Raw genomic sequence first — 26,982 nt, 5'->3', positions numbered from 1 at the left:
CCGGGGCGACCACGGCGTCCCACGCCTTTCCCGTCCCGCTGAGCGGCGCGCGTGCCGACACCCTGATGTGGGCCCACGAGCACGACGTCGAGCCCGCGGCGCTCGCCCAGCTGCGCAACATCGCGGCCCTGCCGTGGGTCGAGGGCGTCCGCGTCATGCCCGACGTCCACCTCGGCAAGGGCGCGACCGTCGGGTCCGTCATCGCCATGCGCGACGCCGTCTCGCCGAACGCGGTGGGTGTCGACATCGGTTGCGGCATGATCGGCGTGCGCACCTCGCTGACCGTCGAGGACCTGCCCGACGACCTCGGTCCGATCCGGTCCCGGATCGAGGCCGCCATCCCGGTCGGCTTTCACGCCCACGACCACCCGATCGACCCGCACCGGCTGCGCTCGATCTCCGGCACCGGGCCGGCGGAGGTCGCGCGGGGCGCCGACGCGTTCTGGTCGCGCTTCGACGGCCTGCACGGGCGCGTCTCCGACCTCGAGGGACGGGCGCGCCGCCAGCTCGGAACGCTTGGCGGAGGCAACCATTTTGCGGAGGTCTGCGCCGATACAGCCGGTACGGTCTGGCTCCAGCTCCACTCCGGGTCGCGCAACATCGGCAAGACCCTGGCTGAGCAGCACGTGGCCGTCGCGAAGCGGCTGGAGCACAACCAGGGGCTCGTCGACCGCGAGCTGGCGGTCTTCCTCGGCGGCACGCCCGAGATGGACGCCTACCTCGCCGACCTGTGGTGGGCGCAGGAGTACGCGGCACGGTCGCGGGCGGTGATGATGACCCTGGTCGTGGACGCCGTGCGCGCCTCCTTCCCCGGGCGGGAGATCCGGTTCGACGAGGCCGTGAACGTCCACCACAACTACGTGGCGGTCGAGCGGATCGACGGCCAGGAGCTGGTCGTGACCCGCAAGGGGGCGATCCGGGCCGGCCGGGGCGACCTCGGGCTGATCCCAGGATCGATGGGGACCGGGTCCTACATCGTCCGCGGACTCGGGAACCCGGAGTCGTACTGGTCGGCGTCGCACGGCGCAGGGCGGCGGATGTCGCGGACGCGGGCGAAGCGGACCTTCACCCTGGACGACCTCGCCGCGCAGACGGCAGGGATCGAGTGCCGCAAGGACGCCGGGGTGCTGGACGAGATCCCGGGCGCCTACAAGGACCTCGACGCGGTGATCGCCGCGCAGTCCGACCTCGTCGAGGTCGTCGCCCGGCTCCGCACGCTGCTCTGCGTCAAGGGCTGACGGCACGATCCAGGCACCCGCGCCCGGCCGGCGAGACCTCGTGAGGTCCCGCCGGCCGACGGGGGCGTGCGCGTCAGAAGTCGAAGTCGCCGATGTTGTCCTTGTTGAAGCGGTAGGGGTCGCCGAGCAGCACGGTCGCGTCGGCGTCGACGGTGAAGTCGCCGAGCTTGCCCGCGGTGAAGGAGTCGCCCTCGGCCCCGGTGATGGTGCCCTCGACCAGCGCGTCCGCCGCGAACGCGGCGAGGTAGCCGAGGTCCTCCGGGTTCCACAGCGCGAACTCGGTGACCGTGCCGTCCTCGACGTACTCGCGCATCTGGTTGGGCGTGCCGAGGCCGGTGACGGCGACCTTGCCCTTGGCGTCCGACGTCGAGACGTACCGGGCCGCCGCGGCGATGCCCACGGTGGTGGGCGAGATGATGCCCTTGAGGTCCGGGTGCGACTGCAGCAGCGCCGCCGTCTTGTCGAACGAGGTCTGGTCGTCGTCGTTGCCGTAGACGGTGTCCACCAGGGTGATGTCGGGGTGGTTGTCGGCCAGGTCCTTCTCCATGAGCTCGATCCACGCGTTCTGGTTCGTGGCGTTGGCACTCGCGGAGAGGATCGCGACCTCGCCGGAGTCGCCGATCTGCTCGGCGATCATGTCGACCTGCACCTTGGCGATGCCCTCGGCGGACGCCTGGTTGACGAACAGGTCGCGGCACGCCGGGTCGGTGTCGGAGTCGAAGGTCACGACCTTCGTGCCGGCCGTCCGGGCCTCGTCGAGCGCGTCGCAGATCGCCTTCGGGTCGTTGGCCGACACGATGAGCGCCTTGGTGCCCTGCTGGGCGGCAGTGTTGATGAAGGGCACCTGCGCGTCGGGCGTGGCGGTGTCCGGCCCGACCTCCGAGAAGGAGCCGCCGAACTCCCCGGTGGCGGCCTTCGCGCCCTTGGTGCTGGTGTCGAAGTACGGGTTGCCGAGGTTCTTCGGCAGCATGACGACCGAGACGTCGCCGCCCCCGCCTCCGCTCTCGCCCCCGCCGCCGTCTTCGCCGCCGGACGAGCACCCGGCGAGAGCCAGTGCTGCGGTCATCGCGAGGGCCGCAAGGGCGGCCGACCGCTGGTTCGTGAGCTTCATCGTTCTTCCTTTCCGACGGGCCGCGGGGTGGTCGGGCGCCGGCGCCGGACGAACCAGGCGGTGACGCTCGGGGAGATCACCGACAGCACGAGGAGCGCGCCGATGATGATGTTGATGACGTTGACGGTGACGCTCTCCAGCCGCAGGGCGCTGGAGACGACGCCGATGAGCAGCACGCCGGCGAGCACCCCGTGCAGCGCGCCGCGGCCGCCGAAGATCGACACGCCGCCGAGCAGGACGGCCGCGACCACCTGCAGCTCCATGCCCGTCGCGTTGTCGCCGCGCGCGCTGCCGTAGCGGAGGGTGAAGAACACCCCGGCGAAGGCCGCGACCGTGCCGGTGAGGACGAAGAGCACGAGCTTGGTCCGGGCCACGCCCACGCCGCTGAACCGCGCGGTGTCGGCGCTGAGGCCGATGTCGTAGACCCCGCGGCCGAACGGCGTGAAGTGCAGCAGCACGACGAAGACGGCGGCCAGCACGACGATCGGGACGAGCACGACCGGAAGCTGGGTCTCTCCGACGCGTGCGGTGGCGAGGTCGGTCCATGCCTCGGGGAAGTCCGTGACCGCCTTGGTGCCCAGCAGCCCCACCGCGACGCCGCGGTACAGGGCGAGGGTGCCGATGGTCACGGCGAGCGAAGGCAGCCCGACGAACGCGACGAGGAAGCCGTTGAGGGCGCCGCATGCGAGCCCCACGAGCAGCGCGGCGCCGGCGGCGGCCGGTACCGACCAGCCCGCCTCGACGAGAAGACCGACGGTCACGCTGGAGAGCCCCACCACGGAGGCGACCGACAGGTCGATCTCCCCGGTGATGATCACGAGGGTCATCGGCAGCGCGATGAGCAGGATCGGCGCGGTGTCGAGCACGAGGTAGGGCAGGGTCAGCGGGCCGCGGAAGTTGTCCACGTACTGCAGCGAGAGCGCGACGACGACCACGAGCAGCGCGATGATCCCGACCTCGCGGGTGAGCAGGGCGCGCTGCCACCAGGGGCGTGCGTGGGCGGCGTACGCGCGCCCGGTCCGTTCCGGGCGTTCCGTGGTCGTCATCGGGCATCCCTCGCTCGGACGAGTCGCCGGGCCGTGCGGTTCGCGAGCACCCGGTCCAGCACGATCGCGCCGATGATGAGGACGCCGACCACGGCCTGCTGCCAGAAGTCGGGGATGCCGAGGATCGGCAGGGCGCGGTTGATCGTCACCAGCAGGACGGCGCCGAGCGCGGCGCCCCAGACCGTGCCGCTGCCGCCGAAGATGGCGACCCCGCCGATGACGGCGGCGGCGACGGCCTGCAGCTCGGTGCCGAGGCCGGCGCCAGAGCTGATCGTGCCGTAGCGGGCGGCGAACATGATGCCGGCGAGCCCGGCCAGCGCGCCCGAGAGCACGAACGCGCCGATCACCCGGCGGCGCAGGGGTAGGCCGCACAGCACCGCGGCCTCGGGCTCGGAGCCGATCGCGTACAGCTCGCGCCCGCTGCGGGCGGTGTGGAGGTAGTAGCCCACGGCGGCGAGCACGACGAGCGCGACGACCGTCAGGACGGGCACCGTCAGCACGGTCCTCGTCCCGAGGGCGAGAAAGGTGCCGGGCAGGTCGGACGCGTTGACCCGGTCGCTGCCGGCCCACGTGAGGACGACCCCCCGGTACACGTACAGCGTGCCGAGGGTGATCACGAGCGCGGGGACGCGGCCCAGGCCCACGAGCAGGCCGTTGACGAGCCCGAGGGCCGCCCCTGCCAGCATCGCGACGAGGAATACCACCGGCACGGGCAGGTCAGGGTTCGCGATGAACAGCCGTCCGCTGAGGTAGGCGGTGAGCGCCAGGACCGACCCCACCGACAGGTCGACGTTGCGGGTGATGATGACGACCGCCTGACCCACCGCGAGCACCACCAGCACGGACGGCGTCAGGAGCAGGTCGCGCCAGCTGTTGGGGCTGAGCAGGAAGCTGTCGTTCGCGGCGGTCGCGGCCGCGACCACGGCGAGCAGGACGAGGCCGATGGCGAGCTCGCGGGAGCGGAGCACCGTGCGCCAGGCGCGCCGGGCGGGGGAGAGGCGGCTGGGTTCCACCAGCTGCTCGGTCACGGGCCCGGTCACGGCTGGTGCTCCAGGGTGGCGGTGGCGGCGTGCATCACGGCCTCCGGGGTGGCGTCGGCGCGCGGCAGCTCGGCGGTGACGCGGCCCTCCGCGACGACGAGCACGCGGTCGGCCATGCCGAGGACCTCGGGCAGCTCGGAAGAGATCATGAGGATCGCCATGCCCTGCCCGGCGAGCTCCGACAGCAGCCGGTGCACCTCGGCCTTGGTGCCGACGTCGATGCCGCGGGTGGGCTCGTCGATGATCAGCAGGGTCGGCGTCGTCGCCAGCCACTTGGCGATCACGACCTTCTGCTGGTTCCCGCCGCTCATCGTGCTGCCGTGCATGTCCAGCGCGTTGGTCTTGACCTCGAGCCGCGACGCCCAGGGCGCGGCGGCGTCGGCCTCGCGCCAGGACGTGAGCATCCCGAGCCGGGCGATCCGGGACCGGATCGCGGCGGTGACGTTCCGCGCGACCGTCGAGTCCGTGACCAGGCCCTGCTGGCGGCGGTCCTCCGGCACCAGCGCCATCCCGGCCCGGACCGCCGCGCGCGGGCTGCGGGGCGGCACCGGGCGGCCGTCGAGGCGCACGCTGCCGGCGTCGTAGGGGTCGACACCGAACACGGCCCGGGCGATCTCGCTGCGACCGGCGCCCACGAGCCCGGCGAGGGCGACGATCTCCCCGGCCCGGACGTCGAACGAGACGTCGTGGAAGACGCCGGCGCGCTGCAGCCCTCGCACCTCGAGCCGGACGTCGCCGATCGGCGCGGGGACCTTCGGGTACAGGTCGTCGACGGTGCGTCCGACCATGTGCGTCACCACCTCGCTGACGGAGGTGTCGGCGATCGCCGCGGTGGCGACGTACTCGCCGTCGCGCAGCACCGTGACCGCGTCGCACAGCTCGAAGACCTCGTCGAGGCGGTGCGAGATGAACACCAGGGCCCGGCCCTCGTCGCGCAGGCCGCGGGCCACCTGGAACAACCGGCGCACCTCGTGCCCGGACAGTGCGGCGGTGGGCTCGTCCATGACGAGCACGGTCGCGTCGAGGGACATCGCCTTGGCGATCTCGATGATCTGCTGGTCGGCGATCGACAGTCCTTCCGCGGGGCGCAGGGGATCGAGGGTGACCCCCAGCCGCGCGAAGAGCGCGGCGGCGTGCTCGCGCATCGCCCGGCGGTCGACCCGGCGCCCGCGCCGCAGCGGGTGGCGGCCCATGAAGATGTTCTCCATGACGCTGAGGTCGGGGAACAGGGTGGGTTCCTGGTAGATCACCGCGACGCCCGCCGCCCGCGCCTCGGCGGTGGTCGTGAAGTCGACGTCGAGCCCGTGCAGGCGGAACGTGCCGGTGTCGCGGCGGTACAGGCCGGAGAGGATCTTCACCAGGGTCGACTTGCCGGCGCCGTTCTCGCCGACGAGGGCGTGGATCGTGCCGCCGTCGACGCTCAGCGCGCCGGACCGCAGCGCGGCGACGGGGCCGAACGACTTGCGCACGCCCCGCAGCTCGAGCACGGGCCCTTCCGGTGGGCTCGCCATGGGCCGCTCCCTCCGACGTCGTTGTCGCGAGTGATGCCTAAAAACGATTCAAAGAACCTGTCACAGCACGCTATTCGCCCCCGGCGCGCAGCGTCAACGCGCCGTTCCGGATCGTGTCGATGTCGTGACAGGCGCGTCGTCGTCCCTCGCCTGCGCTCGACGTGCGCCGGGGGCGTGCTCGCGCGGCTCAGACCGTATGAGGTGACCGCTCGTCGGTGAGTGGTTGCGGGCCGCGCGGCAAGGCGTGGACCGGGGCTCACGACCAGTGGTGTGCACCGCGTCCGGTTCGACCTGCCCGGCACCGCCGCGGTGCACCGGCTGTGGTGCCAGCGCGGGATCTCCACCCTCACCGCGTTCGCCCTCGCGGTCGAGATCGGCGACTGGGACCGGTTCACCGGCGCCTCGATCGGATCGTTCCTCGGCCTTGTCCCCACTGAGCACCGCTGGGGCGTCGACGCCGCCCGCGGTAAGAGAGCACACCGTCGCGACCACCGTGATCGCCCGCGAACTCGCCGGCTGGTGCTGGTCCCTGGCCACCCTCGAGCGCACGCCCATGACCTGATCCGACCAACCGTGACGTGCCCTGACGTTCCTGCCGGCGCGCAGCGCGAGGAGCGACCCGCGAAAGGGCTGTGAGCAGCAACCTCGGTTGCCACGCTCGGCCTCAGACACCCAGGCAGCACGCTCCCGTCGGGTCCCGGTCATGCGGTGACCGACCCGCGCATATCAGTCTCGACCACGCGTCGCCAAGACACGCTCGACCGGCATGGGCCCAAGGACAAGACGAGGCTCCACCCGATCAGCTCCCGACCGGGTGGGGCCTCACCATGCCCTTTGACAGAACCTGACCACAGATCAGTCCTCGTCGAGCCAGGCCTGCACCTGGGCGTGGTCGGGCATGCGCGCGTCGCCGATGACGTGCGGGACGACCCGCGAGTAGTAGTCGGTGACCGGGCCGTCGGACTCGCGCACGAGACACCCCGCGGACCGGCCGCCGACGACCCAGGACCCCAGCACCACGCGGTTGCCGTCGAAGTCCGGCAGGCGTGTGTACTGCTGGTACACGAGCGGCTGGTCGCCGTAGGAGCCGTCGTTGACCTGCTCGAGGTCGTCGGCGTGCACGTGCACGTTGTCGCCCTCGCGGCCCCACAGCGGCTTGGCGACCCACTCGGTGAGGTCGCGCGGCTCCCCGAGGTAGGCGGGCAGCAGGTTCGGATGACCGGGGAACAGCTCCCACAGCACGGGCAGGATCGCCTTGGTGGACAGCAGGAGCTTCCATGGGGGCTCGATCCACCGAGTGGGGCGGTGCTCGTGCCCGCCCAGCAGGTGGGCGCCGAACTCCTCGCCCAGCATGTCCTCCCACGGGTAGAGCTTGAACGCGGCGTGCACGGTGAGGTCGTAGTCGTCCACGAACCGCTGCCCGCGGGGGTCGTCGTCCCAGCCGAGCTTCTCGATCGGGTGCCCGTAGGTGGCCAGCCCGGCGCTCGCGGCGGTGTCCCGCAGGTAGGTGACGGTCATCTCCTCCTCGCCGGAGTCGTCGGCGGTGGAGTGCAAGAAGTGCACGCCCTGCGGGTAGCGCCCGGCCTCGGCGGCCTCGCCCCACCACCGCACCAGGCGGTCGTGCACGGAGTTCCACTGGTCGTAGCGGGGGAACACGTCCTCGAGCCAGCGCCACTGCGCGACGGCGGTCTCCACGAGGCCGGTGGGGGTGTCGCCGTTGATCTCGAGCATCTTGGCGGGCGCGGTGCCGTCGTAGGCGAGGTCGAAGCGCGCGTACAGAGACGGGTCGCGCCGGTCGAGCGACTCCCGCGCGAGGGCGAGCGCGCCGGAGGGGAGGGCCAGGTCGGCGTCGGAGTAGCGCCGGAGCATCTCCCGGGCCGCCTCGAGGCACATGCCGTACAGCTCCTCGGTGGCGGCCTCCAGCCGCTCCACCTCGGCCATCGTGAAGTCGTACCAGGCCGACTCGTTCCAGTAGGCGACCTCGCCCTCCTCCCCGTGCAGCCCCGTCGTCGGCGTGACGGGGAAGACGAGACCCTGCGAGACCACCGTCTCGCGCCACCCGGGGCGCGGGGCGATCGGGTGTCGGCGCATCAGGCGATGCTGGCCACGACGACGAGCGCGACGGCGACGATCACGCCCGCGCTCACGCCGGCGAGGGGCACCACCGGCCCGGGCGCGCTGACCTCCTCGCCCAGCGTCCCCGGCGTGACGAGGTCCACCAACCGCCACGCGAGCGACTGGAGCAGCACGCCCAGCACGCTGAACGCCACGGTCCACGCGAGCGCGGCCCCGAACGCCGCGTCGGCGTTGGACCAGATGGCGGTGAAGACGATCGCGCCCTGCGCGACCATCCAGGTCGCGGCGACGAGCGCGGCCGAGTGCGACACGCGCAGGTGCTCGCCCAGCCGGCCCGGGGTCAGCAGGTCCAGCACGAACCAGGAGGCGACGAGCACGAGCGTCCCGACGAGGCAGTAGGCGACGCCGAAGCCCAGGGCGGGCAGGAGTTCGGTCATGGCGGAGGAGGTCTCCTTCGGTGCGGGGCGAGGGGTGAGGGACGAGCCGTGCGGGCGTCAGGAGCCGACGTGGCCGCTGCCGCCGAAGCCGCCGCGGGTGATCGTGCCGCCGTCCGCGTCGACGCCGCCCTTGGCGGAGGTGCCGGACAGCCGGGTGGAGTCGAAGCTGCCGGAGCTCGTGGCGTAGGAGGCGCCGACGGCGGGAGCGCGCCCGCCGGAGCGCAGGTAGTACCAGTAGAAGCCGGACGCCGGTGTGCCGCTGCCGTGGTAGTCGTCGTCCTCGTCGCAGCGGTCGTCGTCGACCCGCAGCTGGGTCTCGGGGTCCACGCAGATCGCGCGGTTGTCCGCCGACTGCGAGCTGCAGCCGGTCAGGGATGCCGCCACGACGGCGGTCACGCCCAGCGTGACCGAGGCGCTGCGCATGCGACGGACGGGGGAAGTCACGGGTGGTCCTCCTGCGGGACGGGACGGGGGCGGGACGAGGCGGGCACGCCCGCGGAACGGACGAGCGGCGCGCCGGCGACGACCGAGACGGCGACGACGAGCAGCGAGACCCCGCTGAGGTCGAGCGCCGACAGCACGAGGACCGTGCCGAAGACCAGGGCCGCGACGGCCGGCACGACGACGCGCCACAGCGGCCGTACGCCGACGCCGTCGGCGTACGGGAAGCGGATCGTGGCGACCGAGGTGGCCAGGTAGTAGGCGGCCACGAGCACCGAGGTCGCGGCGACGGAGTCGGCGAGGACGGCGTCGGACAGCAGGACGAGCAGGACGTAGATCGCCGTGGCGACCGCCGTGAAGACCCACGTGGCGGTGGACGGGGTGCCGAACCGTGGCGACACGTCCGCGAGGCGTGGCGAGCCGACGCCGTCGCGCCCCATGGACAGCATCGTGCGCGTGGTGGGCAGGATGGTGGTCTGCGCGGACGCCAGCGCGGACAGGAGCACGGCGGCCACGAGCACCTTGCCGCCGGTGGTGCCGAGCAGGTCGCCGGCGAGCACGGCGAAGAAGTCGTCGTCGGCGACGGCGGCGAGGCGGTCGGCGCCCGACCAGCTGATCGCGGACCACGTCACGACGACGTACAGGAGCACGAGGACGGCGTTGGCGGCGAGCGCGGCGGCGCCCGGGGTGCGGCGCGGGTCGTCGGACTCCTCGTTCGTGGAGAAGGACGAGTCCCACCCCCAGTAGAGGAAGACGGCGGCGAGGAACGCGGTGGTCCACCCGCCGACGCCGCCCTCCCCGCCCGCCTGGAGGGTGGGCCAGGCGAGGTGGTCGGCCCGTGCCAGCGCGCGGCCCGCGAACCACAGGAGCGCGACGAGCTCGAACCCGACGAGCACCAGCTGCAGCCGGGCGGCCACCTGGACGCCGCGGTAGGCGAGCCAGGCCATCCCGGCGAGGCACGCGGCGCCCGCGACGGCCTGGGCGACGCGCGAGCCCGCGAGGTCGCTCGCGCCCACCAGGTCGAACGCGTAGACGGCGCTCACCTGGGCGAGGTTGGCCATGACCAGCAGGCACGCGGCGATGGTGAGCCACCCGGCCATCGCGCCCGCGCGCGGGCCGAGGGCTCGCTGCACCCAGGCGTACGTGGTGCCGCAGTCGGGCAGCTCGCGGTTGAGCTCGCGGAAGCACAGGGCGACGAGCACGACCGGCACGGCGGAGAGCACCAGGGCCGTGGGGGCGGCCGTGCCGACGGCGGCGACCAGGAGCCCGACGCTCACGGCGAGCGAGTACGCCGGTGAGGTGGAGGCGACGCCGAAGACCGTCGAGCCGAGCCGACCCACCGCCCCCGCCCGGAGGCGTCCCGCCGGGGCGGACGGCCCGAGCGTCGGCGGCCGCTCCCCGCGAACGTCGTCGACGTCGCCGCCGCGACCCACCCGCTGCACCACGTCGGACCCCTTCGCGCCGTACGCCCCTCGGTCGCATCCCTCGGACGAGGGGTCGCAGACGGCGCGGGCGGAAGCATAGGGGGGCCGCGCGCGCCGTGTCGATCCTGTTCAGGAGCGCGGGCGACCGACGCTCGCCGTGCGTGCATCGGCGTGGCGGCGTACCACGGAGCATGCCTTCGACGCAGAGCGGCGCGACGACGCTGAGGACCATCACGACCGACATCCCGGCGCGTCTCGACCGGCTCCCGTGGGCGCGATGGCACTGGATGATCGTGATCGGGCTGGGCACGGTCTGGATCCTCGACGGGCTCGAGGTGACGATCGTCGGCAACCTGTCCGACGCGCTCAAGGGGGAGACCGGCCTCGGCCTCACGAGCGCGGACATCGGGCTGGCCGGCGCGGTCTACGTCACCGGGTCGTGCCTCGGAGCCCTGGTCTTCGGCCAGCTCACCGACCGGTTCGGCCGCAAACGGCTGTTCATCCTCACGCTGCTCGTGTACCTCGTGGGCACGGTGCTCACGGCGTTCTCGATGAACCCCCTGTACTACTTCGCGATGCGGTTCGTCACGGGACTCGGGATCGGCGGGGAGTACGCGGCGGTGAACTCGGCGATCGACGAGCTCATCCCGGCGAAGTACCGCGGGCGGATCGACATCGCGATCAACGGGTCGTACTGGGTGGGCGCGGCGGGCGGCGCGCTCCTGACCATCCCGCTGCTGAACCCGGAGCTGATCCCGGCCTGGCTGGGGTGGCGGCTGTGCTTCGCGCTCGGGGCCGTGCTGGGGCTGTGCGTCCTCTTCGTGCGCCGCAACGTCCCGGAGAGCCCCCGGTGGCTGTTCATCCACGGCCGCGAGCGGGACAGCGAGCGCATCGTGTCCGGCATCGAGGAGCGCGTGGCGCGCGAGGACGGCGTCGAGCTGGCCGAGCCCGAGGGCACCCTCACGGTGAAGCAGCGGCACACCGTGAGCCTCGCGCGCGTCGCCCGCACCGTGTTCACCGAGTACCCGCGGCGGACGGTGCTGTGCCTGGCCCTGTTCGTGGGCCAGGCCTTCCTGTACAACGCGTTCTTCTTCACGTTCGGCGACACCCTGCAGACGTTCCTCGGCGTGGGTCAGACCGGCACGTACATCGCCCTCTTCGCGGTGAGCAACTTCCTGGGAGCCCTCGCCCTGGGGCCGCTCTTCGACAAGGTGGGCCGCGTGCGGATGATCTCCGGCACCTACATCGTCTCCGGCGTCCTGCTCGCGGTCGCCGGCCTGATGCTCGGCGGCCTGACGGCGTGGACGCTGACGTTCTTCGGGATGGCGATCTTCTTCGTCGCGTCGGCGGGCGCGAGCTCGGCCTACCTCACCGCGAGCGAGGTGTTCCCGATGGAGACCCGTGCGCTGTGCATCGCGTTCTTCTACGCCGTCGGCACCGCGGTCGGCGGCATCACGGGGCCGCTGCTCTTCGGCCGCCTGATCGAGTCGGCGAGCCAGGCGCAGGACATCTCCGGCATCGCCGTGGGCTACTACATCGGTGCCGCGCTGATGATCGGCGGCGGGGTGGTGGCGATGTTCCTCGGTGTCGGGGCCGAGCGGAGGTCCCTGGAGGACGTGGCGACGCCGCTGTCCGCGCAGGACGCCGAGCACGATGCCGCGCGCGAGGGGGACGGGTGAGCGCGCCGCAGGAGCCCGCACGTCGCTGACCAGCCGATTGGGACGAGTAATACCCCCCGGGGTATTCTCGTCCCATGATCGACAGCACCGCCACCCCAGCCGCCGCCACGCCCGTGCGCCGACGGATCGTCGTCGTCGGGGGAGTGGCCGGCGGCATGAGCTTCGCCGCCCGCGCCCGGCGTCTCGACGAGACCGCCGAGATCGTCGTGCTCGAGCGCGGCCCGCACGTCTCGTTCGCGAACTGCGGCCTCCCGTACCACGTGGGCGGCGAGATCCCCGACGCCGACCGGCTCCTCGTGCAGACCCCGGCGTCCCTGCGCGCCGCCCTCGCCCTCGACGTCCGCACGGGCCACGACGTGACGGCGCTCGACACCGACCGACGTGTCGTCACCGCGGCCACCGCCGACGGCGTCGTCGAGCTCCCGTACGACGCCCTCGTGCTGTCGCCGGGAGCGCGCGCCGTGCGCCCGCCGATCGACGGGCTCGGTTCCGCACGGGTGCGCACCCTGCGCACCGTGGACGACGCCCGGGCGCTGCGGGAGCGCGTGCAGGGCGGGGCTCGCCGCGCCGTCGTGCTCGGTGCCGGGTTCATCGGCGTCGAGGCCGCCGAGGCGCTCGCGGCCGCCGGCCTCGAGGTCACCCTCGTCGAGCTCGGGCCCCACGTGCTGCCGCCGCTGGAGGACGAGGTCGCGCACCCCGTCACCCAGGAGCTGCGCCGCCTCGGCGTGGCCGTGCGGACCGGGGTCGCCGCCGAGGCCGTCGAGGCCGGGGCCGACGAGGACGTCGTCGTGCTGGGCGACGGCAGCCGGGTGCCGGCCGACGTCGTGGTGCTGTCGGTCGGCGTGCGACCCGACACGGAGGCGTTCGAGGCCGCCGGGCTGGAGTGCGAGCGCGGTGCGATCGTCGTCGACGAGCACGGCCGTACCTCCGCCCCGGGCGTGTGGGCCGTCGGCGACGCGGTCGTGCAGGCCGACGCCGTCACGGGCCTCCGGCGCCCGGTCGCCCTGGCCGGCCCCGCCAACCGTGCCGGTCGGCTGGTCGCCGACGACGTCGTCCGCCCGGGCACGGCCCGCCCCCTGCCCGCACCCCTGGGCACGGCGATCGTGCGGGTCGGCGGGCTGACCGCGGCCACCACCGGGGCCAACCGGGCCGCGCTGACGACCGCCGGGCTCGCCTTCCGCACCCTGCACCTGCACCCGAACCAGCACGCCGGGTACTTCCCGGGCGCGAGCCAGGTGCACCTCGTGCTGCACGTGCGCGAGGACGACGGGCTGCTGCTCGGGGCCCAGGCCGTCGGCCAAGACGGCGTCGACAAGCGGATCGACGTGCTGGCGACCGCGCTGCGCGCGGGCATGGCGGTCGACGACCTGATCGACCTCGACCTCGCGTACGCGCCGCCCTACGGCCAGGCGAAGGACGCCGTCAACCTCGCCGGCATGGTCGGCGCGAACGTGCTCGACGGCACCCTGCGCCTCTGGTACGCCCAGGACCTCGACGACGTCCTGACCGACGCGCTCGTGCTCGACGTGCGGACCCCGCAGGAGGTCGCCACGGGCCACCTGCCCGGGGCGCTGCTCGTGCCGCACACCGAGCTGCGCGGGCGCCTCGACGAGGTCCGGGAGGCCGCCGCCGGGCGGCCCGTGCGCGTCCTGTGCGCCTCCGGCGTGCGGTCGGCGATCGCTCACCGGGTGCTCGCGCAGGCGGGGTTCGACTCCGCCTCCCTGTCCGGCGGCACGCTCACCCTGCGCGCCGTCCTCGGCGACCGCGCCGACGACCTGCTCGTGGTGCCCGCACCGGCCCACGCCTGACCACGCCTGACCTCGCCCCGCCCGCCCGACACGGAGGACTCCGATGCTCACCACCGACACCGACGCCCAGCGCCGCATCGCCAACCGGCTGCGCCGCGCGCGCGGCCAGCTGAACGCCGTCATCGAGGCCGTCGAGGAGGGCCGCTCCTGCCGCGACGTGGTCACCCAGCTCTCCGCCGTCTCGGCGGCGCTGGACCGCGCCGGCTTCGCCGTCATCTCGACGGCGATGAAGGAGTGCCTCGCCGACCCGGACGCCGGCTCCGGCGAGGACGGCCTGACGACGGAGGAGCTGGAGAAGCTCTTCCTCACGCTGGCCTGAGCCGGCGGAGGCGCCGCCTCGCCGTCGCACGACCCCACCGCATCACCCATCGAAGGAGAAGCCCACCGTGTGTTACCCCGTCACCTGCAAGACCTGCGGCAAGACGACCTGGAAGGGCTGCGGCCAGCACGTGGACGACGTGCGCCGTTCCGTGCCCGCCGGCCAGTGGTGCCCCGGCCACGACGACGAGCCGTCGTCGGGTGACCGATCCGGCTTCCTCGCGCGACTGTTCGGCCGCTGACGGCCGCGTCCTCGTGGGCGATGTCGAGAACCGTGAGCCGGCTTCGTCCCGGGGACGAGAGGCGGTGACAAGCACCGCCCGCGAGGACAGGATGAAGCCATGGCCAAGTACCTGCTGCTGAAGCACTACCGCGGCAACCCGGAGCCGGTGCCCGGCACCGACGTGCCGATGGACCGGTGGACGCCCGACGAGGTCACCGCGCACCTGGAGTTCATGGGCCGGATGATCGAGGACCTCAAGGAGCGCGGCGAGTTCGTGGACGCCCAGGCGCTCTCGCCGCGCGGGGACTTCGTCCGGTACGACGGCGAGGGTCGGCCGCCGGTCACGGACGGGCCGTTCGCGGAGACCAAGGACCTCATCGCCGGGTGGATGGCGATCGACGTCGACTCCCAGGACCGGGCGTACGAGGCGGCGGCGCACTTGTCGTCCGCGCCGGGCCCGGGCGGGCGCCCGCTGCACGAGTGGATCGAGGTGCGCCCGTTCCTCACCGACAACGCCGAGGTCACGGGGTGAACCAGCCCTCCCGCCCGGGCACCGGGTGGGACGAGACGCTGAGAGGCCTGGGCCCCCAGGTCCTCGGCGTCCTCGTCCGCCGGGGCGCGGACTTCGCGACGGCCGAGGACGCCGTGCAGGAGGCGCTCCTGGAGGCGGTGCGGCGCTGGGACGCCCCGGGCGCCGCACCGACGGACCCCAAGGGCTGGCTCGTGACCGTCGCGTGGCGCAAGTTCGTCGACGCGCGCCGCTCGGCGGCGTCGCGGGCGCAGCGCGAGATCCGCGTGACGCTCGAGCCGCCGCCCGGCCCGACGGAGCACGAGGACGACACGCTGCTGCTGCTCAGCCGGTGCTGCCACCCGGCGCTCACCCCGGCCTCGTCGGTGGCCCTCACGCTGCGCGCTGTCGGCGGGCTGACGACGGCGCAGATCGCGCGGGCCTTCCTCGTGCCCGAGGCGACGATGGCGCAGCGCATCTCGCGGGCGAAGAAGACGGTGGCAGGGGAGCGGTTCGTCGAGCCCGGGGACGTGCGCGCCGTGCTGCGCGTGCTCTACCTCGTCTTCAACGAGGGCTTCACGGGCAGCCCGGCGGACGGCGTCGATCTCGCGGCCGAGGCGATCCGGCTCACGCGCCAGCTCGTCGCGGCGGTGCCCGAGGACGCCGAGGCCGCAGGGCTGCTGGCGCTCCTGCTGCTCCACCACGCGCGCCGCGACGCCCGCACGACGGCCGCGGGGGAGCTGGTGCCCCTCGACCGGCAGGAACGCACCCGCTGGGACACGGCAGCCATCGCGGAGGGCGTCGCCCTGCTGCAGGGCGCCCTGGCGCGCGACCGGCTCGGGCCCTACCAGGCGCAGGCCGCGATCGCGGCCCTGCACGACGACGCCGCGACCGCGGGCGAGACCGACTGGCCGCAGATCCTCGAGTGGTACGACGAGCTGGTGCGGCTCGAGCCGCGCAACCCCGTGGTGGCGCTCAACCGGGCCGTCGCCGTCGGGCACGTCGACGGGCCGCTCGCCGGCCTGCGTCTCGTGGAGGCGCTCCCCGCCGACCTCCCGCGCCGCGACGCCGCGGCCGCGTACCTGCACGAGCAGGCCGGGAACCTCGACGACGCGGCGCGGCGCTACGCGGTGGCCGCCGACGCGGCCACGAGCTCGGCCGAGCGCACGCACCTGACTTCGCAGGCCGCGCGCGTGCGGCAGGGGGCCCGCTGACCCCTACGGCCCGGTGGGCAGGCCGAGCCGGTACCAGCGCGGCGACGTGCGGTTCATCGGGAAGCCGAGCCCCGCGGTGTCGGCGGCCCGCACGTCGAGCAGGTCCCAGCCGTCGAACGCGGCGGTGACCTCTGCCTCGGACACGCCCTCGACCAGACGCTGCCAGCGCGACGGGCCGAACGCGAGCATGAGCAGCGTCGCGCCGGGGCGGGCGCACGCGGTCACGCCCCGCGCCTCGGCGCCCCGCCGGGCGGCGTCGAGCCCCTGGAAGCAGCCCACGTCGAGGAACAGGTCGAAGGTGCCGAGGCCGGAGGCGTCCAGGGCCGTCACGTCGCCGACCTCGAAGCGCACGCCCGGCGCGCGCCGGCGCGCCTCCTCGATCGCCCGGGGGACCACGTCGACGCCGACGGCGTCCCATCCGCGGCGGGCGAGCTCCGGCGTGTACGTTCCGCGGCCGCAGCCGAGGTCGAGAGCCCGCCCCGGCGGCCGGGGGCGACCCTCCTCCTCGCGGTCGAGCACCGCCGACACGTCGGCCCAGGCCGCGCGCGCGGACCGCTCCCACGGGGTGATGCCGAACCGGTACATGCGCGCGTACCTGCGCGCGGAGGCTCCTGGCGTGGGTCGCGTCCTGGGCATCGGGGCCTCCGTCGGCGTCCGGTCAGTGGCGGCCGGTCAGCCGCACTCGTCGCAGATGCCGGTGCCCGGCAGCGCGGTGAAGCAGGTGGGGCAGATCTTGAGCTCGGGCTCGGGGACCGCAGCCTTGCGGGGCGTGGTGCTCGCCGCCTTCCGCCGCGGGGCGGCCTGCTTGCGCGCGGGAGCCGGCGCCGCCGAGGCGGGCGCCGTGGCGACGAAGCCGTGCTTGCGCAGGATGGCGGCGTCGTCGCACTTGGCGTCGACGAGGTCCTCCGCGCGGGCGGGGAAGCCGGTCGCGTACTTGTGCGCGACGCCGAGCACCGCCTTGGAGTCGTACGTGCGCTCCTCGTGGACGAACGTGTGGGCCGGGGTGGGGGTGAACCCGTAGACGCCGACGAAGGCGTCGGGCCCGCGGTCGTCGTACTCCTCGATCGCCCGGAGGATGTGCTGGCGCGTCACGCTCGAGAAGGTAGCCACGGGATCAGGTTAGCCGTGCCGGAGGCGCCCACCGACCGTCCGGGGGCGACTGTGGCGAGGACCGCACGGGAACGCGCCCGCGCGCCGACCGCGGCCGTCCCCGGGCCCCGGCCACGCCGCGGCCGTGGGACGCCGGGCCCGCCCCGGCGCCCGTCCGCATAGAATCGATTCGTGCGCCGGAAAGCCCTTGCCAGCACGTCCGACCAACCCCTGCTCGACGGCCAGCGGCCGGTGCGGTCGCTGCTGCGCCTGCTCGGCACCCAACCGCGTCGCATGGCGGTCGCGCTGACGGCCTTCGCGGTCAAGGAGACGCCGCTGTGGTTCCTGCCGGTCATCACCGGTGCTGTGATCGACATCGTGGCCGAGGGCGGCACGGTGTCCTCGGTGCTGGTCTGGTTCGCGGTCGCGGTGGTGCTGCTGGCGCAGAACTACCCGAACCATCTCGTGTACACCCGCAACTTCATGACCGTCGTGCGCGGCACCGGCGCCACCCTGCGCAACGCGCTCGTCGAGCGGCTCCAGGCGCTATCCATCGGCTACCACACCCGCGCGAGCTCGGCCGTCGTGCAGAGCAAGGTGGTGCGCGACGTCGAGAACGTGGAGCTGATGCTGCAGCAGGTCACGCACCCGCTGCTGTCGGCCACCATGGTGATGATCGGCGCCGTGACGATGACCGCGATCAAGGTGCCCGAGTTCCTGCCGGTCTACGCCCTGGCCATCCCGACCGCCCTGCTGATCCGGCGCACGATGTCGCGCCGTTCGCAGGCCCGCAACGAGGAGTTCCGGCGCGAGATCGAGGGGTTCTCGTCGCGCGTCGGCGAGATGGCCTCCCTCATCCCCGTGACGCGTGCCCACGGCCTGGAGCGCACGGCGGTCTCGCGGGTGGCCGACGGCGCGGACGAGGTCCGCCGCGCGGCGCTGCGCCTCGACCTGCTCAACGGGCGCGTGGCGTCCGTGTCGTGGGTCGCGATGCAGCTGCTCGGGGTGTGCTGCCTCGTCCTGGCCGCCGTGGTCTCGCTCACCGGGTTCATCCCCGTGACACCCGGCGAGGTCGTGCTGCTGTCCACCTACTTCGGCCTCCTGACCCAGGGCCTGACCCAGGTGCTCAACCTGGTGCCGGTGACGGCGCGGGGCGTGGAGTCGGTGCGGTCGATCGCGGAGGTGCTCGCCGAGCCCGACCTGGAGCGCAACGAGGGACGTCGCCAGGTCGACGAGGTGCGCGGGCACCTGCGGCTCGAGCACGTCTCGCACCGGTACGAGGACGCCGTCGAGGACGCCCTGCACGACGTCGACCTCGAGGTCCGCGAGGGCGAGACGGTCGCCTTCGTCGGGCCGTCCGGCTCGGGCAAGTCCACGCTGCTCAACCTCGTGCTCGGGTTCGTGCGCCCCACCTCCGGCCGCCTCCTGCTCGACGGCGCGGACATGTCCGCGCTCGACCTGCGCACGGTGCGCCGGTTCGTGTCCGTCGTGCCGCAGGAGTCGGTGCTCTTCGAGGGCACCATCCGCGAGAACGTCGCGTACGGGCTCGACACCGGCGGCGAGGACCCGGCGGCGACCGACGAGCGAGTCCGGGCCGCGCTGCGCGACGCCAACGCGCTGGACTTCGTCGAGGCCCAGCCCGACGGGTGGGACACCGTGGTGGGGCAGCGCGGCGCGCGGCTGTCAGGCGGGCAGCGCCAGCGGCTCGCGATCGCCCGCGCGCTGGTGCGCGACCCCCGCATCCTCTTCCTCGACGAGGCCACCAGCGCGCTCGACCCGGAGGCGGAGGCCGTCGTCCGCGACGCCCTCGACCGGCTCATGCGCGACCGCACGACCCTCGTCGTGGCGCACCGGCTGTCCACCGTGCGGGCCGCCGACCGCATCGTCGTGCTCGAGCACGGCCGCGTCGTCGAGGTCGGCGACCACGACGAGCTGCTGCGGCGCGGCGGCCGGTACGCCGCCCTGCACGCCGCGCAGGCGGGTGCGGCCTAGTGGCCCGCTCCGGCGGCGGCACGCAGCGTGGGCAGGGCGGCGACCACCTCGTCGAGCTCGCGCAGCGCGGCAGCGCCCGAGGACAGCACCACCACGAACTCCGTGACGCCCGCGGCGGCGTACCGCTCCACCAGGGCCGGGAGGGCGGCGAGGGGGTGCTCGCGCAGCCGCAGCTGCACCGTGCGCCGGATCTGTGCCGGGTCGCGCCCGACGTCCGCACAGTGGCGCTCGAGCACCTCGCCGAGCGCGGCCACCTGCTCGGGTGTGCTGGACGTGTCGTTCCACGCGTCCGCGTACTGCGCGACCAGCCGCAGGGTGCGCCGCGGCCCGGAACCTCCCACCCAGATCGGGGGGTGCGGGCGCTGCACCGGCTTGGGCTCCGCGACCGCGTCGACCAGGCGGTAGTGCGCGCCGTCGAAGGTGGTGCGGGGCCGCTCCCACAGCGAGGTGAGGACCTGCAGGGCCTCCTCGAGGCGGTCCATCCGGGTCCGCACGCTGCCGAGGTCGAGGCCGTACATGGTGTGCTCGTGCTCGTTCCAGCCGGCGCCGATCCCGAGCTCGAGCCGCCCGCCCGAGAGGTGGTCGACCGTCGTGGCCAGCTTGGCCAGCATCACCGGGTGGCGGTAGGAGTTGCCGGACACCATGCAGCCGATCCGCACCCGCGAGGTGGCCACGGCCATCGCCGCCTGCATGGCCCACGCGTCGAAGATCGGGCGGTCGTCGTCCGCGCCCAAGGAGGCGAGATGGTCCATCACCCACACGTGGTCGAACCCGGCCTGGTCGGCCACCTGCCACACCTGGCGGAAGGTCTCGACGGGGGCGTCCTGCGTGAGCTTCACCCCGAAGCGGAGCGGCTTGCCGGGGTCGGTGCGCGGGTCGGTGCGCGCGTCGGAGCGCGGGGTCATGAGCCCATCCTGCCGGGGGAGGGCGCATGGTGACCATCCACGACGTGGCGCGGCACGTCGGCGTCTCCGCCGCCACCGTCTCCAACTTCCTCAACCGCCCCGAGAAGGTCGCGCCCGCCACGACGGCGCGCATCCGCGCCGCGGTGGAGCAGCTGGGCTTCGTGCCGAGCCTGTCCGCCCGGCAGCTGCGGTGGCAGCGCTCCGGCATCGTGGGCGTGTCGGTGATCAACGCGTCCAACCCGTTCTTCGCCGACGTCGTGACCGCCGTCGAGCGCGTGGTCGCGGGGGCGGACCTCACCCTCGTGACGGGGAGCACGCACGAGTCCCCCGAGCAGCAGGAGCGCCTCGTCGCGCTGTTCGAGCAGCTGCGCTTCGACGGCATGGTCGTGGCGCCGCACGACACCCAGATGGCCGCGCTGACGGCGCGCAAGGAGCGGGGCAGCCCGGTCGTGGTGGTCGACCAGCAGGACCCGACGGGCCGCCTGTCGACCGTCTCCCTGCGGCACCATGAGGGAGGCCGGGTGGCCGCGCAGCACCTCGTGGACGGCGGACGGCGCCGGCTGCTCGCCGCCACCGGCCGGGCGCGGGTGCAGCAGGTGCGGCGCCGGCTCGAGGGCATGCACCAGGTCGTCGACGGCACGCCGGGCGCGACGCTCGAGGTCGTGCACTCTGACGACCTGGGCGTGCCCGAGGGCGCTGAGGTGGGGCGCCGGATCGCCGCCGCGGCGCCGGACGAGCGGCCCGACGCCGTCCTCGCGGGCAACGACATGCACGCGCTCGGCCTGCTGCGCGCGCTCCTGGACGGCGGGGTGCGGGTGCCCGAGGACGTCGCGCTCGTCGGCTACGACGACATCCCGTTCGCCACCACCGGCGCCGTCCCGCTCACCACGGTGCGCCAGCCCGCCGAGGCCATCGGCACCACCGCCGCCGAGATCCTGCTGCGCGAGATCGACGACCCCGCCGCCGCGCCGCAGGAGGTGCTCTACGACCCCGAGCTCGTGGTGCGCGCGAGCAGCTGACGACCGGGCCCGCCGCGGCCCGGGCGTCAGCCCACCGCGGGGTCGCCCTCCAGCAGCGTCAGGTACGGGGCGATCGCCGGGAACACCCACAGGAACAGGGCGGCCACCACGGCGGCGACCAGCACCAGCGACTGCAGCACCCGCCAGAACAGGTTGCCCGGCAGGTGACGGAAGATCCACGCGTACATGTCGTCTCTCGTTCTCGTCGAGGTCTCGTCGACTCTCAGCGGACCTGCTCGGGCGTGCCGTCGGCGCGGTCCATCCAGCCGACGAACGTCGCGTACGTGATCCAGCGGTGGTCGTTGCCGAACTCGCCCAGGGTGAGCGAGTGGCAGGTGGTGAGCGTCAGCATCCGTTCGGTCGGCTTCTGGTCCGGGTGGTGCGGCACCGGCGCCACGACGTCCACCTGGTCGGGCGTGACGATCTCGTGGTCGGTGACCTCGTAGACGTACCAGGTCGTCGCCGTCTCGACGATGATCTGGTCGCCCTCGTCCAGCTTGTCCACGTGCCGGAACGAGTTGCCGTGCGTGCGGCGGTGCCCGGCGAGCGCGAAGTTGCCGACTTCGCCCACCTGCTGCGACGTCTCGTAGTGCCCCGCCATCGCGCGGTCGAGCACGTCCATGCCCGTGCCCTCCGCGATCGGCATGGCGTTGTTCGTCAGCCCGTACCACGCGGGCACGATGAGAGTGCCGATCGTCTCCCCGTACCCCACCGGGTCCGGCACGGGCGGGTCGTCCGTGCGCAGCTCGGCGGGCTCGGGGTTGGCGGGCGGCAGGGTCGCCTCGAACTCCTGCATCACCTGCTGCGCCTGCGCCGTGGCCTCGACGGACGTCCACCACAGCTGCCACACGACGAACAGCCCCAGCACCACCCCGAGGGTGATGAGGATCTCGCCGATGCCGCCCACGACGGCGCTGCCGGCGCCGCGGCTCCGGCGGGGTCGGGCGTGGGTGGGAGTCGTCACGTGCGCGATGCTACGTGGTCACCGCGGTCGTGGGAGCCTGGGCCCATGACCAGCGACGACGGCGCGCTGCAGGAGGCCGGTCAGGGCGGGAGGCCGGCGCGGCTGCGGCGGCGGTGGGACCGCGAGGCGGCGGGGTACGACCGGGCCTTCGCGGCCGCCGAGCGGCGCCTGTTCCCGGGGCTGCGGCGGCACCTGTGCGCGCTGGCAGAGGGACGCACCCTCGAGGTCGCCGTCGGCACCGGCCTCAACCTCGAGCACTACCCGGCCGCGGTCACCCGCCCGGCGGTCGGCACCCGCGCGGGCGGCTTCGTCGGGGTCGACCAGAGCGCCGGCATGCTGGACGTCGCGCGCCGTCGGGCGGAGCGTCTCGGCCTCGGCATCGACCCCGGCTCCGACCTGCGCCAGGGCGACGCGCAGGCCCTCGACCTGCCGGACGCGTCGTTCGACACCGTCGTGTGCACCTTCTCGCTGTGCGGCATCGCCGACGAGCGGGCGGCCCTGGCCGAGATGACGCGCGTGCTGCGCCCCGGCGGCCTGCTGCTCCTCGCCGACCACGTGGTGTCCAGCGCCTGGCCGCTGCGGGCGCTCCAGGCGCTCGCGGACGCGGTGAGCGTGCCCGTGGCCGGGGAGCACTTCCGGCGTCGGCCGATGCGCTGGGTGCTCGAGCGGGGGCTCGCGGTCGAGGAGCACGCGCGCACGCGAGCGGGCGTCGTCGAGCACGTGGCGGCGCGGCTGCCGGTGCCCGGGCCGCACGACGTCAGCCGCTGACGTCGAAAGAGCTGTCCCCGACCGGCGGCACGTCCTCGACGTCCACGGCGGTCACGTGCGCGCCGAGCGGGCCCTGACGCAGGAAGGCGAGCATCGCGTCCACCGCGTCGGGTGAGCCCTCGACCTCCGCCTCGACCGTGCCGTCGGGGAGGTTGCGCACGACGCCGCCGACACCCGCGCGGCGGGCGGCCTCGCGCGTCGCCCAGCGGAAACCCACGCCCTGCACGCGCCCGTGCACCCGCACGCGTCGCCGCACCCTGGTGGTCATCAGTCCTCCCGCGCCCGTCGTGCCGGCGGCGTCAGTCGAAGATGTCGCCGATGTCCCCGATGTCGTCCAGGATGCCGCCCAGCACCATCCCGCCGAGGACGGCGCCGAAGACGTCCGAGCCGCTGCGCCCGCCGGGGCGCCGAGCGCCCTGCCAGCCGTACCCGCGGTCGTACCCACGGTCGTGCCCGCCGGTGTTGTAGCCGCCGTCCCAGCGCTGGCCGTGCCCGGAGCGCGCGATGTCGCGGTGGGCGAGAGTCGCGGCCTCGGCGGCGAGCGCGGCGCCCCGCCGGGCGGCGGCGACCGCACGCTCGGGGTCCTCGGCGCTGCGCGCCTGCGCGACCTCCCGCTCGGCCTCCGCCAGGCGGGTGCGGGCGTCGGGCCCCACGGGGGCGCGGTAGTCGTCGACGACGGAGCGTGCCGCCGCGAGCTGCCGCTCGGCGTCGTCGAGCGCGGGCCCGAGATGGGACGCCGCCCGTCGGGCACGCTCGTCGCGCTCCGCCCGCTCGGCCACGGCGTCGTCGAGGGCGGTGTTGGCCTCACGGACCCGGGTGAGCGATCCGACCGGGTCGCCGGGCTCGCCGGGCGCGGGCAGGGCGGACAGGGCGTCCTCGAGCGCCACGACCGCGCCGTCGATCCGGCCCGCGCGCTGGGCCGCCGGGAGGGCGCGCGCCTCGGCGAGCTCGGCACGGGACTCCGCGACGATCGCGCCGAGCGCGGCCTCCGCGCGCAGCGCCTCGGCCTCGTAGTCGTCGACGGCGCGCAGCAGCCCCTCGGCGCGGCGCACGGCCTCCTCCGCCGCGCGGGCCGCGGCCCCGGCCTCGGCGACCTGCTGCGTCGTGAGGCGCTTGCGGGCCGCCGCGGTGCTGCGGGCGGCGAACTCGAGCAGCCGCTCGGCCTGGTCGGGGTTGTCGGCCACGGGCAGCAGCGCACGCTCGGCGTACTGGCCCCGCAGCCGCTCGAGGTCGCCGCGCGCGGCGGGCACGACCTCGCGCACCCGCGCCAGCTCGGCGTCGACGCGGTCGACCGCGTCGGGGGTCGAGCGGACGGTCTGCCGCAGGGTCGCGAGGCCTCGGTCGAGCTCGTCCAGCGACGCGTCGGCCGACCGGCAGAGGTCGACGACGCGGGCCGACCACTCGCGCCGCTGCTGGTCAGTGTCCGGGACGTGGTCGTGCAGGAGCTGGTTGAGGTGGAACGCCTCGGCGAGGCGCTCGCGGGCCCGGCGGAGGGTGGGCGCGAGCTCGCGCGTCTCCCGGTCACCGAGCTCGGCCTGCGCGAACGCGAGCTCGTCCTCGGCGAGCCGGGCGCGCTCGTCGGCCCGCACCAGGGCGGAGCCGGCCTCCACGCCGAGCCGCTGGAGCTCGGCCTCGAGGTCCTGAGCCCGTCCGCGCGCCGCCTTGCGGCGACGCACCACCCAGAACGCGACTGCCGTGACCAGCACGACCACCACGACCAGGCCCGTCACGATCCCGACGATCTGCCCCGCATCCATGCTCGGCATCGTAGGCGGCCCGGGCCGGGTGCGGGGACGCCCCGACCGTGAGCCGGGCCACCGGGCCCGCGCCTGAGCTGTCAGGGCCAGGGCGGCGTCTACCCGCCGCTGGCCCTGACAGCTCGCCGGATCGCGCGGTGCGTCAGTCGCGGCGACGCGCGAGGCGCAGCGCCACGAGCACCGCCGCGCCCGCGAGCACGACGACGCCGCCCGCGATGCCGAGCACCACGACCAGCTCCGACGCGCCGTCGTCCGACGCCGTGACCGACTCCGTGCCCGACCCGGCGCTCGCGTCGGCACCGCCGTCCGCGTCGGTCGCGCCGGCGTCGCCGCCCGCGGGAGCGGCGCCGCACGGGGTCGCGTCCGCGGCGGGGACCGCAGGCTCGGTCCCGGCCGGCGGGTCGTAGGTGAACGAGAACCCGCCGCTCGTGGGGTGCCCGTCCGCCGACACGATCCGCCAGTCGACGGTGTACTCGCCGCCCTCGCCCAGCGCGACGGGCACGGACACGGTGCGGTCCTGCGTCGTCGGGCACCCGACGGCATGGTCCGTGCCCTCGGCGTCGGTCACCGTGACGACCGTGCTGGAGCCGTCCGCGGACAGCTCGAGCACGACGTCGTCGAACGTCACGTCGACCGACTCCGGCGGCTCGGTCACGGTCGAACCCGTGGCCGGCACCGTGTCGACGACGACGTTGTGGGCGCTCGCGGGCGCCGCCGCGGCGACCGTCCCGGCGGCGGCGAGTCCGAGGGCCAGGGCGAGCGTCCCGCCCGCCGCCAGAGCGCGTCGCGGGGCGCGGTGGCCGCCCCCGGCCGTCACCGCTGCTCCGGGCCGGACGACCCGGCGGTGGCACGGGTGCGCGCCAGGGCGACGACGCCGGTGACGGCGCCCACGAGCCCGAGGCCCAGGCCCGCCGCGCCCAGCGCCAGCGGGAGCGTCGTGGAACCGCCGTCGTCCGCCGCGGCCTGACCGCCCGCGCCGGCACCTGCGGAGCCGGTGGTGGACGACGCCGCACCGTGCCCGTCGTGCCCACCGTCCTCGGTGGCGGGCACGACCTGCAGGACGGGGGCGGGGTGCTCGGGCTCGGCGTCGCCGGACGCCGCCTGGTCCCAGGCGACGACCTCGCCGTCGGAGTAGGTCTGGGTCGCCGGCAGGAGGATCTCCTCGACGCCCTCGGGAACGGCCCCGGCCGACACGCTGAACCGGAGGAACTCGCCCGGCGCGATGCCGGCGTCGGGGTCGTCGGCCGTCCACTCGATGCTTGCCGGGGCCTCGGTGACGGTGGTGCCGTGCACCTCGACCGGCTCGGGCAGCGGAGCCCGGGTGACCTCGGCGGTCCACCCCGGCACGGGCTCGACGGACACGCTGGTGAACGGGGTGTCGGCGGGCAGGTCGATCTGCACGGCGGTCGTCGAGGCCTCGGCGGACTCGTTGGGGACCTTGAAGGTCAGGGTGGCGTACGACCCGGCCTCGGCCGCGTCGGGGGTGACGGTCACGTGCGCCGAGGCCGCGGCCGCGCCGAGGACGAGGGCGGGCAGGCTGAGGGCGGCGGCGCCGGCGAGACGGCGCGCGCGGAGGGCAGGGGTGATCGTGGACATGGGTGCTTCTGCTCCTGGCTGTCAGGGTGCTGTCAGGTCTGGACGTGTCGTGGGACGACGAGGGGCCTGCCCTCGTCCGACGACGGACCAGGGCAGGTTCAGGCGGCGCGCGCGAGGGCGCCCACGGGCGACGGCGGCCCTCGTGGCGGGGTGCGTCGCAGGGCGCGGGCCGGGCGAGGGCGCCAGGCCGGGCGGACGACGACGGTGCGCTCGCGGACGACGAGCGGCACCCCGGCGCTGAGCACCAGGACGGCGACGTGCCGCAGGTGGCCGGCGACGTTGACGGCGGCGCGGTCGCCCGCCGCGATCAGGAGCGCGGTGAGCAGCACCGCGGCGGCGTGCGCGACGAGCATCCAGGAGGTGGTGGCGGCGTCGTCCGCGTGGTGCAGGTGCAGGCCTGTGGCGGGCGGGAGGGAGCCCGGGCCCAGGGCATGCAGGGCGTGACCGTCCAGCGCCGCGGGGGAGCCGCCGGCGTGCGGTGCCGCCGGCCCGGCCGCGCCGAGCACGGACAGCCCGGTGTGCTGCACGAGCTGCAGCGCGACCATCGCGGGCAGCAGACGCCGCAGCGTCAGCCGGCGGCGGGCGGTCCACACCGCGAACGGCGCCGTGAGCGCCAGCACGACGAACCAGGCGAGGGGTGCCCCGGGCAGCGCGCCGCCGGCCAGGAGGTGGGCGGCGGCCGCGATGCTGAGCGTCGTGCCGGCGACGAGGAGCTCGCGCACACGACGGACGACCACGGACACCCCCGCACCCTACCGTGCGGGTGGGCGACGGCCGCGGGAGGTCGGGGCGGAGGTCTGCGCGGGCGACCGGGCGAG

At 74.5% G+C, this 26,982-nt stretch carries 29 protein-coding genes; 11 read left to right on the top strand and 18 right to left on the bottom strand.

The window, feature by feature from the left end; genetic code table 11:
* Positions 1-65 precede the first annotated feature (65 nt).
* Entirely contained in the window at positions 66-1,238 is a 1,173-nt protein-coding gene (locus ACH436_RS04105; RefSeq protein WP_430559151.1) for an RtcB family protein, read from the top strand.
* A gap of 73 nt (positions 1,239-1,311) precedes the next feature.
* Here ACH436_RS04105 and rhaS read toward each other — a convergent pair whose 3' ends face one another.
* From rhaS to ACH436_RS04085, 4 genes are read right to left on the bottom strand one after another with little or no spacing between them, the layout of a single operon-like run.
* Positions 1,312-2,349: a rhamnose ABC transporter substrate-binding protein gene (rhaS, locus tag ACH436_RS04100; protein WP_430558885.1), complete on the bottom strand. Its 1,038-nt coding sequence runs from the start codon at positions 2,347-2,349 to the stop codon at positions 1,312-1,314.
* Positions 2,346-3,395, bottom strand: a complete 1,050-nt coding sequence (locus ACH436_RS04095; RefSeq protein WP_430558884.1) for an ABC transporter permease — start codon at positions 3,393-3,395, stop codon at positions 2,346-2,348. The genes rhaS and ACH436_RS04095 overlap by 4 nt, the downstream gene beginning before the upstream one ends.
* A complete protein-coding gene (locus tag ACH436_RS04090) occupies positions 3,392-4,435 on the bottom strand; it encodes an ABC transporter permease (RefSeq protein WP_430558883.1) in 1,044 nt (347 codons plus the stop codon). The genes ACH436_RS04095 and ACH436_RS04090 overlap by 4 nt, the downstream gene beginning before the upstream one ends.
* A complete protein-coding gene (locus ACH436_RS04085) occupies positions 4,432-5,946 on the bottom strand; it encodes a sugar ABC transporter ATP-binding protein (RefSeq protein ID WP_430558882.1) in 1,515 nt (504 codons plus the stop codon). The genes ACH436_RS04090 and ACH436_RS04085 overlap by 4 nt, the downstream gene beginning before the upstream one ends.
* Positions 5,947-6,216: 270 nt before the next feature.
* Here ACH436_RS04085 and ACH436_RS04080 point away from each other — a divergent pair, with 270 nt between their 5' ends.
* Positions 6,217-6,582 carry a transposase gene (locus ACH436_RS04080; protein ID WP_430558881.1) on the top strand — a complete coding sequence of 122 codons (366 nt, stop codon included), beginning with the start codon at positions 6,217-6,219 and terminating at the stop codon, positions 6,580-6,582.
* A 219-nt stretch (positions 6,583-6,801) separates the two neighbouring features.
* Here ACH436_RS04080 and ACH436_RS04075 read toward each other — a convergent pair whose 3' ends face one another.
* From ACH436_RS04075 to ACH436_RS04060, 4 genes are read right to left on the bottom strand one after another with little or no spacing between them, the layout of a single operon-like run.
* Positions 6,802-8,037 carry a glutathionylspermidine synthase family protein gene (locus tag ACH436_RS04075; RefSeq protein ID WP_430558880.1) on the bottom strand — a complete coding sequence of 412 codons (1,236 nt, stop codon included), beginning with the start codon at positions 8,035-8,037 and terminating at the stop codon, positions 6,802-6,804.
* On the bottom strand, positions 8,037-8,459 hold the full coding sequence (locus tag ACH436_RS04070) for a DUF350 domain-containing protein (protein ID WP_430558879.1): 423 nt from the start codon (positions 8,457-8,459) through the stop codon (positions 8,037-8,039). The genes ACH436_RS04075 and ACH436_RS04070 overlap by 1 nt, the downstream gene beginning before the upstream one ends.
* Positions 8,460-8,516: 57 nt before the next feature.
* Positions 8,517-8,903: a tRNA-dihydrouridine synthase gene (locus ACH436_RS04065; RefSeq protein ID WP_430558878.1), complete on the bottom strand. Its 387-nt coding sequence runs from the start codon at positions 8,901-8,903 to the stop codon at positions 8,517-8,519.
* Entirely contained in the window at positions 8,900-10,345 is a 1,446-nt protein-coding gene (locus ACH436_RS04060) for an APC family permease (RefSeq protein WP_430558877.1), read from the bottom strand. The genes ACH436_RS04065 and ACH436_RS04060 overlap by 4 nt, the downstream gene beginning before the upstream one ends.
* A 170-nt stretch (positions 10,346-10,515) precedes the next feature.
* Here ACH436_RS04060 and ACH436_RS04055 point away from each other — a divergent pair, with 170 nt between their 5' ends.
* From ACH436_RS04055 to ACH436_RS04030, 6 genes are all read left to right on the top strand, one after another.
* Entirely contained in the window at positions 10,516-12,003 is a 1,488-nt protein-coding gene (locus ACH436_RS04055; protein ID WP_430558876.1) for an MFS transporter, read from the top strand.
* A 74-nt stretch (positions 12,004-12,077) separates the two neighbouring features.
* Positions 12,078-13,811 carry an FAD-dependent oxidoreductase gene (locus tag ACH436_RS04050; protein ID WP_430558875.1) on the top strand — a complete coding sequence of 578 codons (1,734 nt, stop codon included), beginning with the start codon at positions 12,078-12,080 and terminating at the stop codon, positions 13,809-13,811.
* Positions 13,812-13,854: 43 nt separating this feature from the next.
* Positions 13,855-14,130 carry a metal-sensitive transcriptional regulator gene (locus ACH436_RS04045; RefSeq protein WP_430558874.1) on the top strand — a complete coding sequence of 92 codons (276 nt, stop codon included), beginning with the start codon at positions 13,855-13,857 and terminating at the stop codon, positions 14,128-14,130.
* Between the two features lie 67 nt (positions 14,131-14,197).
* Positions 14,198-14,371 (top strand): hypothetical protein, encoded by a 174-nt coding sequence (locus ACH436_RS04040; RefSeq protein ID WP_430558873.1) that lies wholly within the window; start codon positions 14,198-14,200, stop codon positions 14,369-14,371.
* 99 nt (positions 14,372-14,470) lie between these two features.
* Positions 14,471-14,884, top strand: coding sequence for a YciI family protein (locus ACH436_RS04035; RefSeq protein ID WP_430558872.1), 414 nt, complete (start codon positions 14,471-14,473; stop codon positions 14,882-14,884).
* Positions 14,881-16,074, top strand: a complete 1,194-nt coding sequence (locus ACH436_RS04030) for an RNA polymerase sigma factor (RefSeq protein ID WP_430558871.1) — start codon at positions 14,881-14,883, stop codon at positions 16,072-16,074. The genes ACH436_RS04035 and ACH436_RS04030 overlap by 4 nt, the downstream gene beginning before the upstream one ends.
* Before the next feature lie 3 nt (positions 16,075-16,077).
* Here ACH436_RS04030 and ACH436_RS04025 read toward each other — a convergent pair whose 3' ends face one another.
* Positions 16,078-16,710 carry a class I SAM-dependent methyltransferase gene (locus ACH436_RS04025; protein WP_430558870.1) on the bottom strand — a complete coding sequence of 211 codons (633 nt, stop codon included), beginning with the start codon at positions 16,708-16,710 and terminating at the stop codon, positions 16,078-16,080.
* A 36-nt stretch (positions 16,711-16,746) separates the two neighbouring features.
* Positions 16,747-17,184: a hypothetical protein gene (locus ACH436_RS04020; RefSeq protein WP_430558869.1), complete on the bottom strand. Its 438-nt coding sequence runs from the start codon at positions 17,182-17,184 to the stop codon at positions 16,747-16,749.
* A gap of 171 nt (positions 17,185-17,355) precedes the next feature.
* Between ACH436_RS04020 and ACH436_RS04015 the strand changes: the two genes are divergently transcribed.
* Positions 17,356-19,155, top strand: coding sequence for an ABC transporter ATP-binding protein (locus ACH436_RS04015; protein ID WP_430558868.1), 1,800 nt, complete (start codon positions 17,356-17,358; stop codon positions 19,153-19,155).
* On the opposite strand, the gene ACH436_RS04010 is transcribed toward ACH436_RS04015, so the two are convergent.
* Entirely contained in the window at positions 19,152-20,060 is a 909-nt protein-coding gene (locus ACH436_RS04010) for an LLM class F420-dependent oxidoreductase (protein WP_430558867.1), read from the bottom strand. The two genes, ACH436_RS04015 and ACH436_RS04010, sit on opposite strands and share 4 nt — an antisense overlap.
* Positions 20,061-20,086: 26 nt before the next feature.
* Between ACH436_RS04010 and ACH436_RS04005 the strand changes: the two genes are divergently transcribed.
* Positions 20,087-21,079: a LacI family DNA-binding transcriptional regulator gene (locus tag ACH436_RS04005; RefSeq protein ID WP_430558866.1), complete on the top strand. Its 993-nt coding sequence runs from the start codon at positions 20,087-20,089 to the stop codon at positions 21,077-21,079.
* A gap of 26 nt (positions 21,080-21,105) precedes the next feature.
* On the opposite strand, the gene ACH436_RS04000 is transcribed toward ACH436_RS04005, so the two are convergent.
* Together ACH436_RS04000 and ACH436_RS03995 are read right to left on the bottom strand one after the other, a co-directional pair.
* The gene (locus tag ACH436_RS04000; protein WP_430558865.1) at positions 21,106-21,267 is read right to left on the bottom strand and encodes a hypothetical protein; all 162 of its coding nucleotides are present in this window, start codon (positions 21,265-21,267) and stop codon (positions 21,106-21,108) included.
* 35 nt (positions 21,268-21,302) lie between these two features.
* Positions 21,303-22,043, bottom strand: coding sequence for a class E sortase (locus tag ACH436_RS03995; RefSeq protein WP_430558864.1), 741 nt, complete (start codon positions 22,041-22,043; stop codon positions 21,303-21,305).
* A 45-nt stretch (positions 22,044-22,088) separates the two neighbouring features.
* On the opposite strand from ACH436_RS03995, the gene ACH436_RS03990 reads away from it, so the two are divergent.
* Positions 22,089-22,811 (top strand): class I SAM-dependent methyltransferase, encoded by a 723-nt coding sequence (locus tag ACH436_RS03990; RefSeq protein ID WP_430558863.1) that lies wholly within the window; start codon positions 22,089-22,091, stop codon positions 22,809-22,811.
* On the opposite strand, the gene ACH436_RS03985 is transcribed toward ACH436_RS03990, so the two are convergent.
* The 5 genes from ACH436_RS03985 to ACH436_RS03965 all read right to left on the bottom strand — a co-directional run bounded on the left by ACH436_RS03985 (position 22,801) and on the right by ACH436_RS03965 (position 26,907).
* Positions 22,801-23,079, bottom strand: coding sequence for an acylphosphatase (locus ACH436_RS03985; RefSeq protein WP_430558862.1), 279 nt, complete (start codon positions 23,077-23,079; stop codon positions 22,801-22,803). The two genes, ACH436_RS03990 and ACH436_RS03985, sit on opposite strands and share 11 nt — an antisense overlap.
* A 31-nt stretch (positions 23,080-23,110) precedes the next feature.
* The gene (locus ACH436_RS03980) at positions 23,111-24,568 is read right to left on the bottom strand and encodes a hypothetical protein (protein ID WP_430558861.1); all 1,458 of its coding nucleotides are present in this window, start codon (positions 24,566-24,568) and stop codon (positions 23,111-23,113) included.
* 142 nt (positions 24,569-24,710) lie between these two features.
* Positions 24,711-25,385, bottom strand: a complete 675-nt coding sequence (locus ACH436_RS03975; RefSeq protein ID WP_430558860.1) for a copper resistance protein CopC — start codon at positions 25,383-25,385, stop codon at positions 24,711-24,713.
* Complete coding sequence (locus ACH436_RS03970; protein WP_430558859.1) at positions 25,382-26,164, bottom strand: YcnI family protein; 783 nt, start codon at positions 26,162-26,164, stop codon at positions 25,382-25,384. Before ACH436_RS03970 ends, ACH436_RS03975 begins: the two co-directional genes overlap by 4 nt.
* A gap of 98 nt (positions 26,165-26,262) precedes the next feature.
* A complete protein-coding gene (locus tag ACH436_RS03965) occupies positions 26,263-26,907 on the bottom strand; it encodes a hypothetical protein (protein ID WP_430558858.1) in 645 nt (214 codons plus the stop codon).
* Positions 26,908-26,982 lie beyond the last annotated feature (75 nt).

This window comes from Isoptericola sp. NPDC019693 (assembly GCF_044389085.1).
GTDB lineage: Bacteria > Actinomycetota > Actinomycetes > Actinomycetales > Cellulomonadaceae > Isoptericola.
The sequence above is the reverse complement of the archived record's forward strand: the minus strand, read 5'-3'. Positions and strand labels throughout refer to the sequence as shown.

What these genes read in the sequence shown, in the direction of transcription:
- ACH436_RS04050 (WP_430558875.1), top strand. Translation starts at nt 12,078, where the DNA reads ATGATCGACAGCACCGCCACCCCAGCCGCCGCCACGCCCGTGCGCCGA.
- ACH436_RS04000 (WP_430558865.1), bottom strand. Translation starts at nt 21,267, where the DNA reads ATGTACGCGTGGATCTTCCGTCACCTGCCGGGCAACCTGTTCTGGCGG.
- ACH436_RS04095 (WP_430558884.1), bottom strand. Translation starts at nt 3,395, where the DNA reads ATGACGACCACGGAACGCCCGGAACGGACCGGGCGCGCGTACGCCGCC.
- ACH436_RS03985 (WP_430558862.1), bottom strand. Translation starts at nt 23,079, where the DNA reads ATGACCACCAGGGTGCGGCGACGCGTGCGGGTGCACGGGCGCGTGCAG.
- ACH436_RS04105 (WP_430559151.1), top strand. Translation starts at nt 66, where the DNA reads ATGTGGGCCCACGAGCACGACGTCGAGCCCGCGGCGCTCGCCCAGCTG.
- ACH436_RS03980 (WP_430558861.1), bottom strand. Translation starts at nt 24,568, where the DNA reads ATGGATGCGGGGCAGATCGTCGGGATCGTGACGGGCCTGGTCGTGGTG.
- ACH436_RS03990 (WP_430558863.1), top strand. Translation starts at nt 22,089, where the DNA reads ATGACCAGCGACGACGGCGCGCTGCAGGAGGCCGGTCAGGGCGGGAGG.
- ACH436_RS04070 (WP_430558879.1), bottom strand. Translation starts at nt 8,459, where the DNA reads ATGACCGAACTCCTGCCCGCCCTGGGCTTCGGCGTCGCCTACTGCCTC.
- ACH436_RS04075 (WP_430558880.1), bottom strand. Translation starts at nt 8,037, where the DNA reads ATGCGCCGACACCCGATCGCCCCGCGCCCCGGGTGGCGCGAGACGGTG.
- ACH436_RS04005 (WP_430558866.1), top strand. Translation starts at nt 20,087, where the DNA reads ATGGTGACCATCCACGACGTGGCGCGGCACGTCGGCGTCTCCGCCGCC.
- rhaS (WP_430558885.1), bottom strand. Translation starts at nt 2,349, where the DNA reads ATGAAGCTCACGAACCAGCGGTCGGCCGCCCTTGCGGCCCTCGCGATG.
- ACH436_RS04025 (WP_430558870.1), bottom strand. Translation starts at nt 16,710, where the DNA reads ATGCCCAGGACGCGACCCACGCCAGGAGCCTCCGCGCGCAGGTACGCG.
- ACH436_RS04085 (WP_430558882.1), bottom strand. Translation starts at nt 5,946, where the DNA reads ATGGCGAGCCCACCGGAAGGGCCCGTGCTCGAGCTGCGGGGCGTGCGC.
- ACH436_RS04045 (WP_430558874.1), top strand. Translation starts at nt 13,855, where the DNA reads ATGCTCACCACCGACACCGACGCCCAGCGCCGCATCGCCAACCGGCTG.
- ACH436_RS03970 (WP_430558859.1), bottom strand. Translation starts at nt 26,164, where the DNA reads ATGTCCACGATCACCCCTGCCCTCCGCGCGCGCCGTCTCGCCGGCGCC.
- ACH436_RS04055 (WP_430558876.1), top strand. Translation starts at nt 10,516, where the DNA reads ATGCCTTCGACGCAGAGCGGCGCGACGACGCTGAGGACCATCACGACC.
- ACH436_RS04010 (WP_430558867.1), bottom strand. Translation starts at nt 20,060, where the DNA reads ATGACCCCGCGCTCCGACGCGCGCACCGACCCGCGCACCGACCCCGGC.
- ACH436_RS04035 (WP_430558872.1), top strand. Translation starts at nt 14,471, where the DNA reads ATGGCCAAGTACCTGCTGCTGAAGCACTACCGCGGCAACCCGGAGCCG.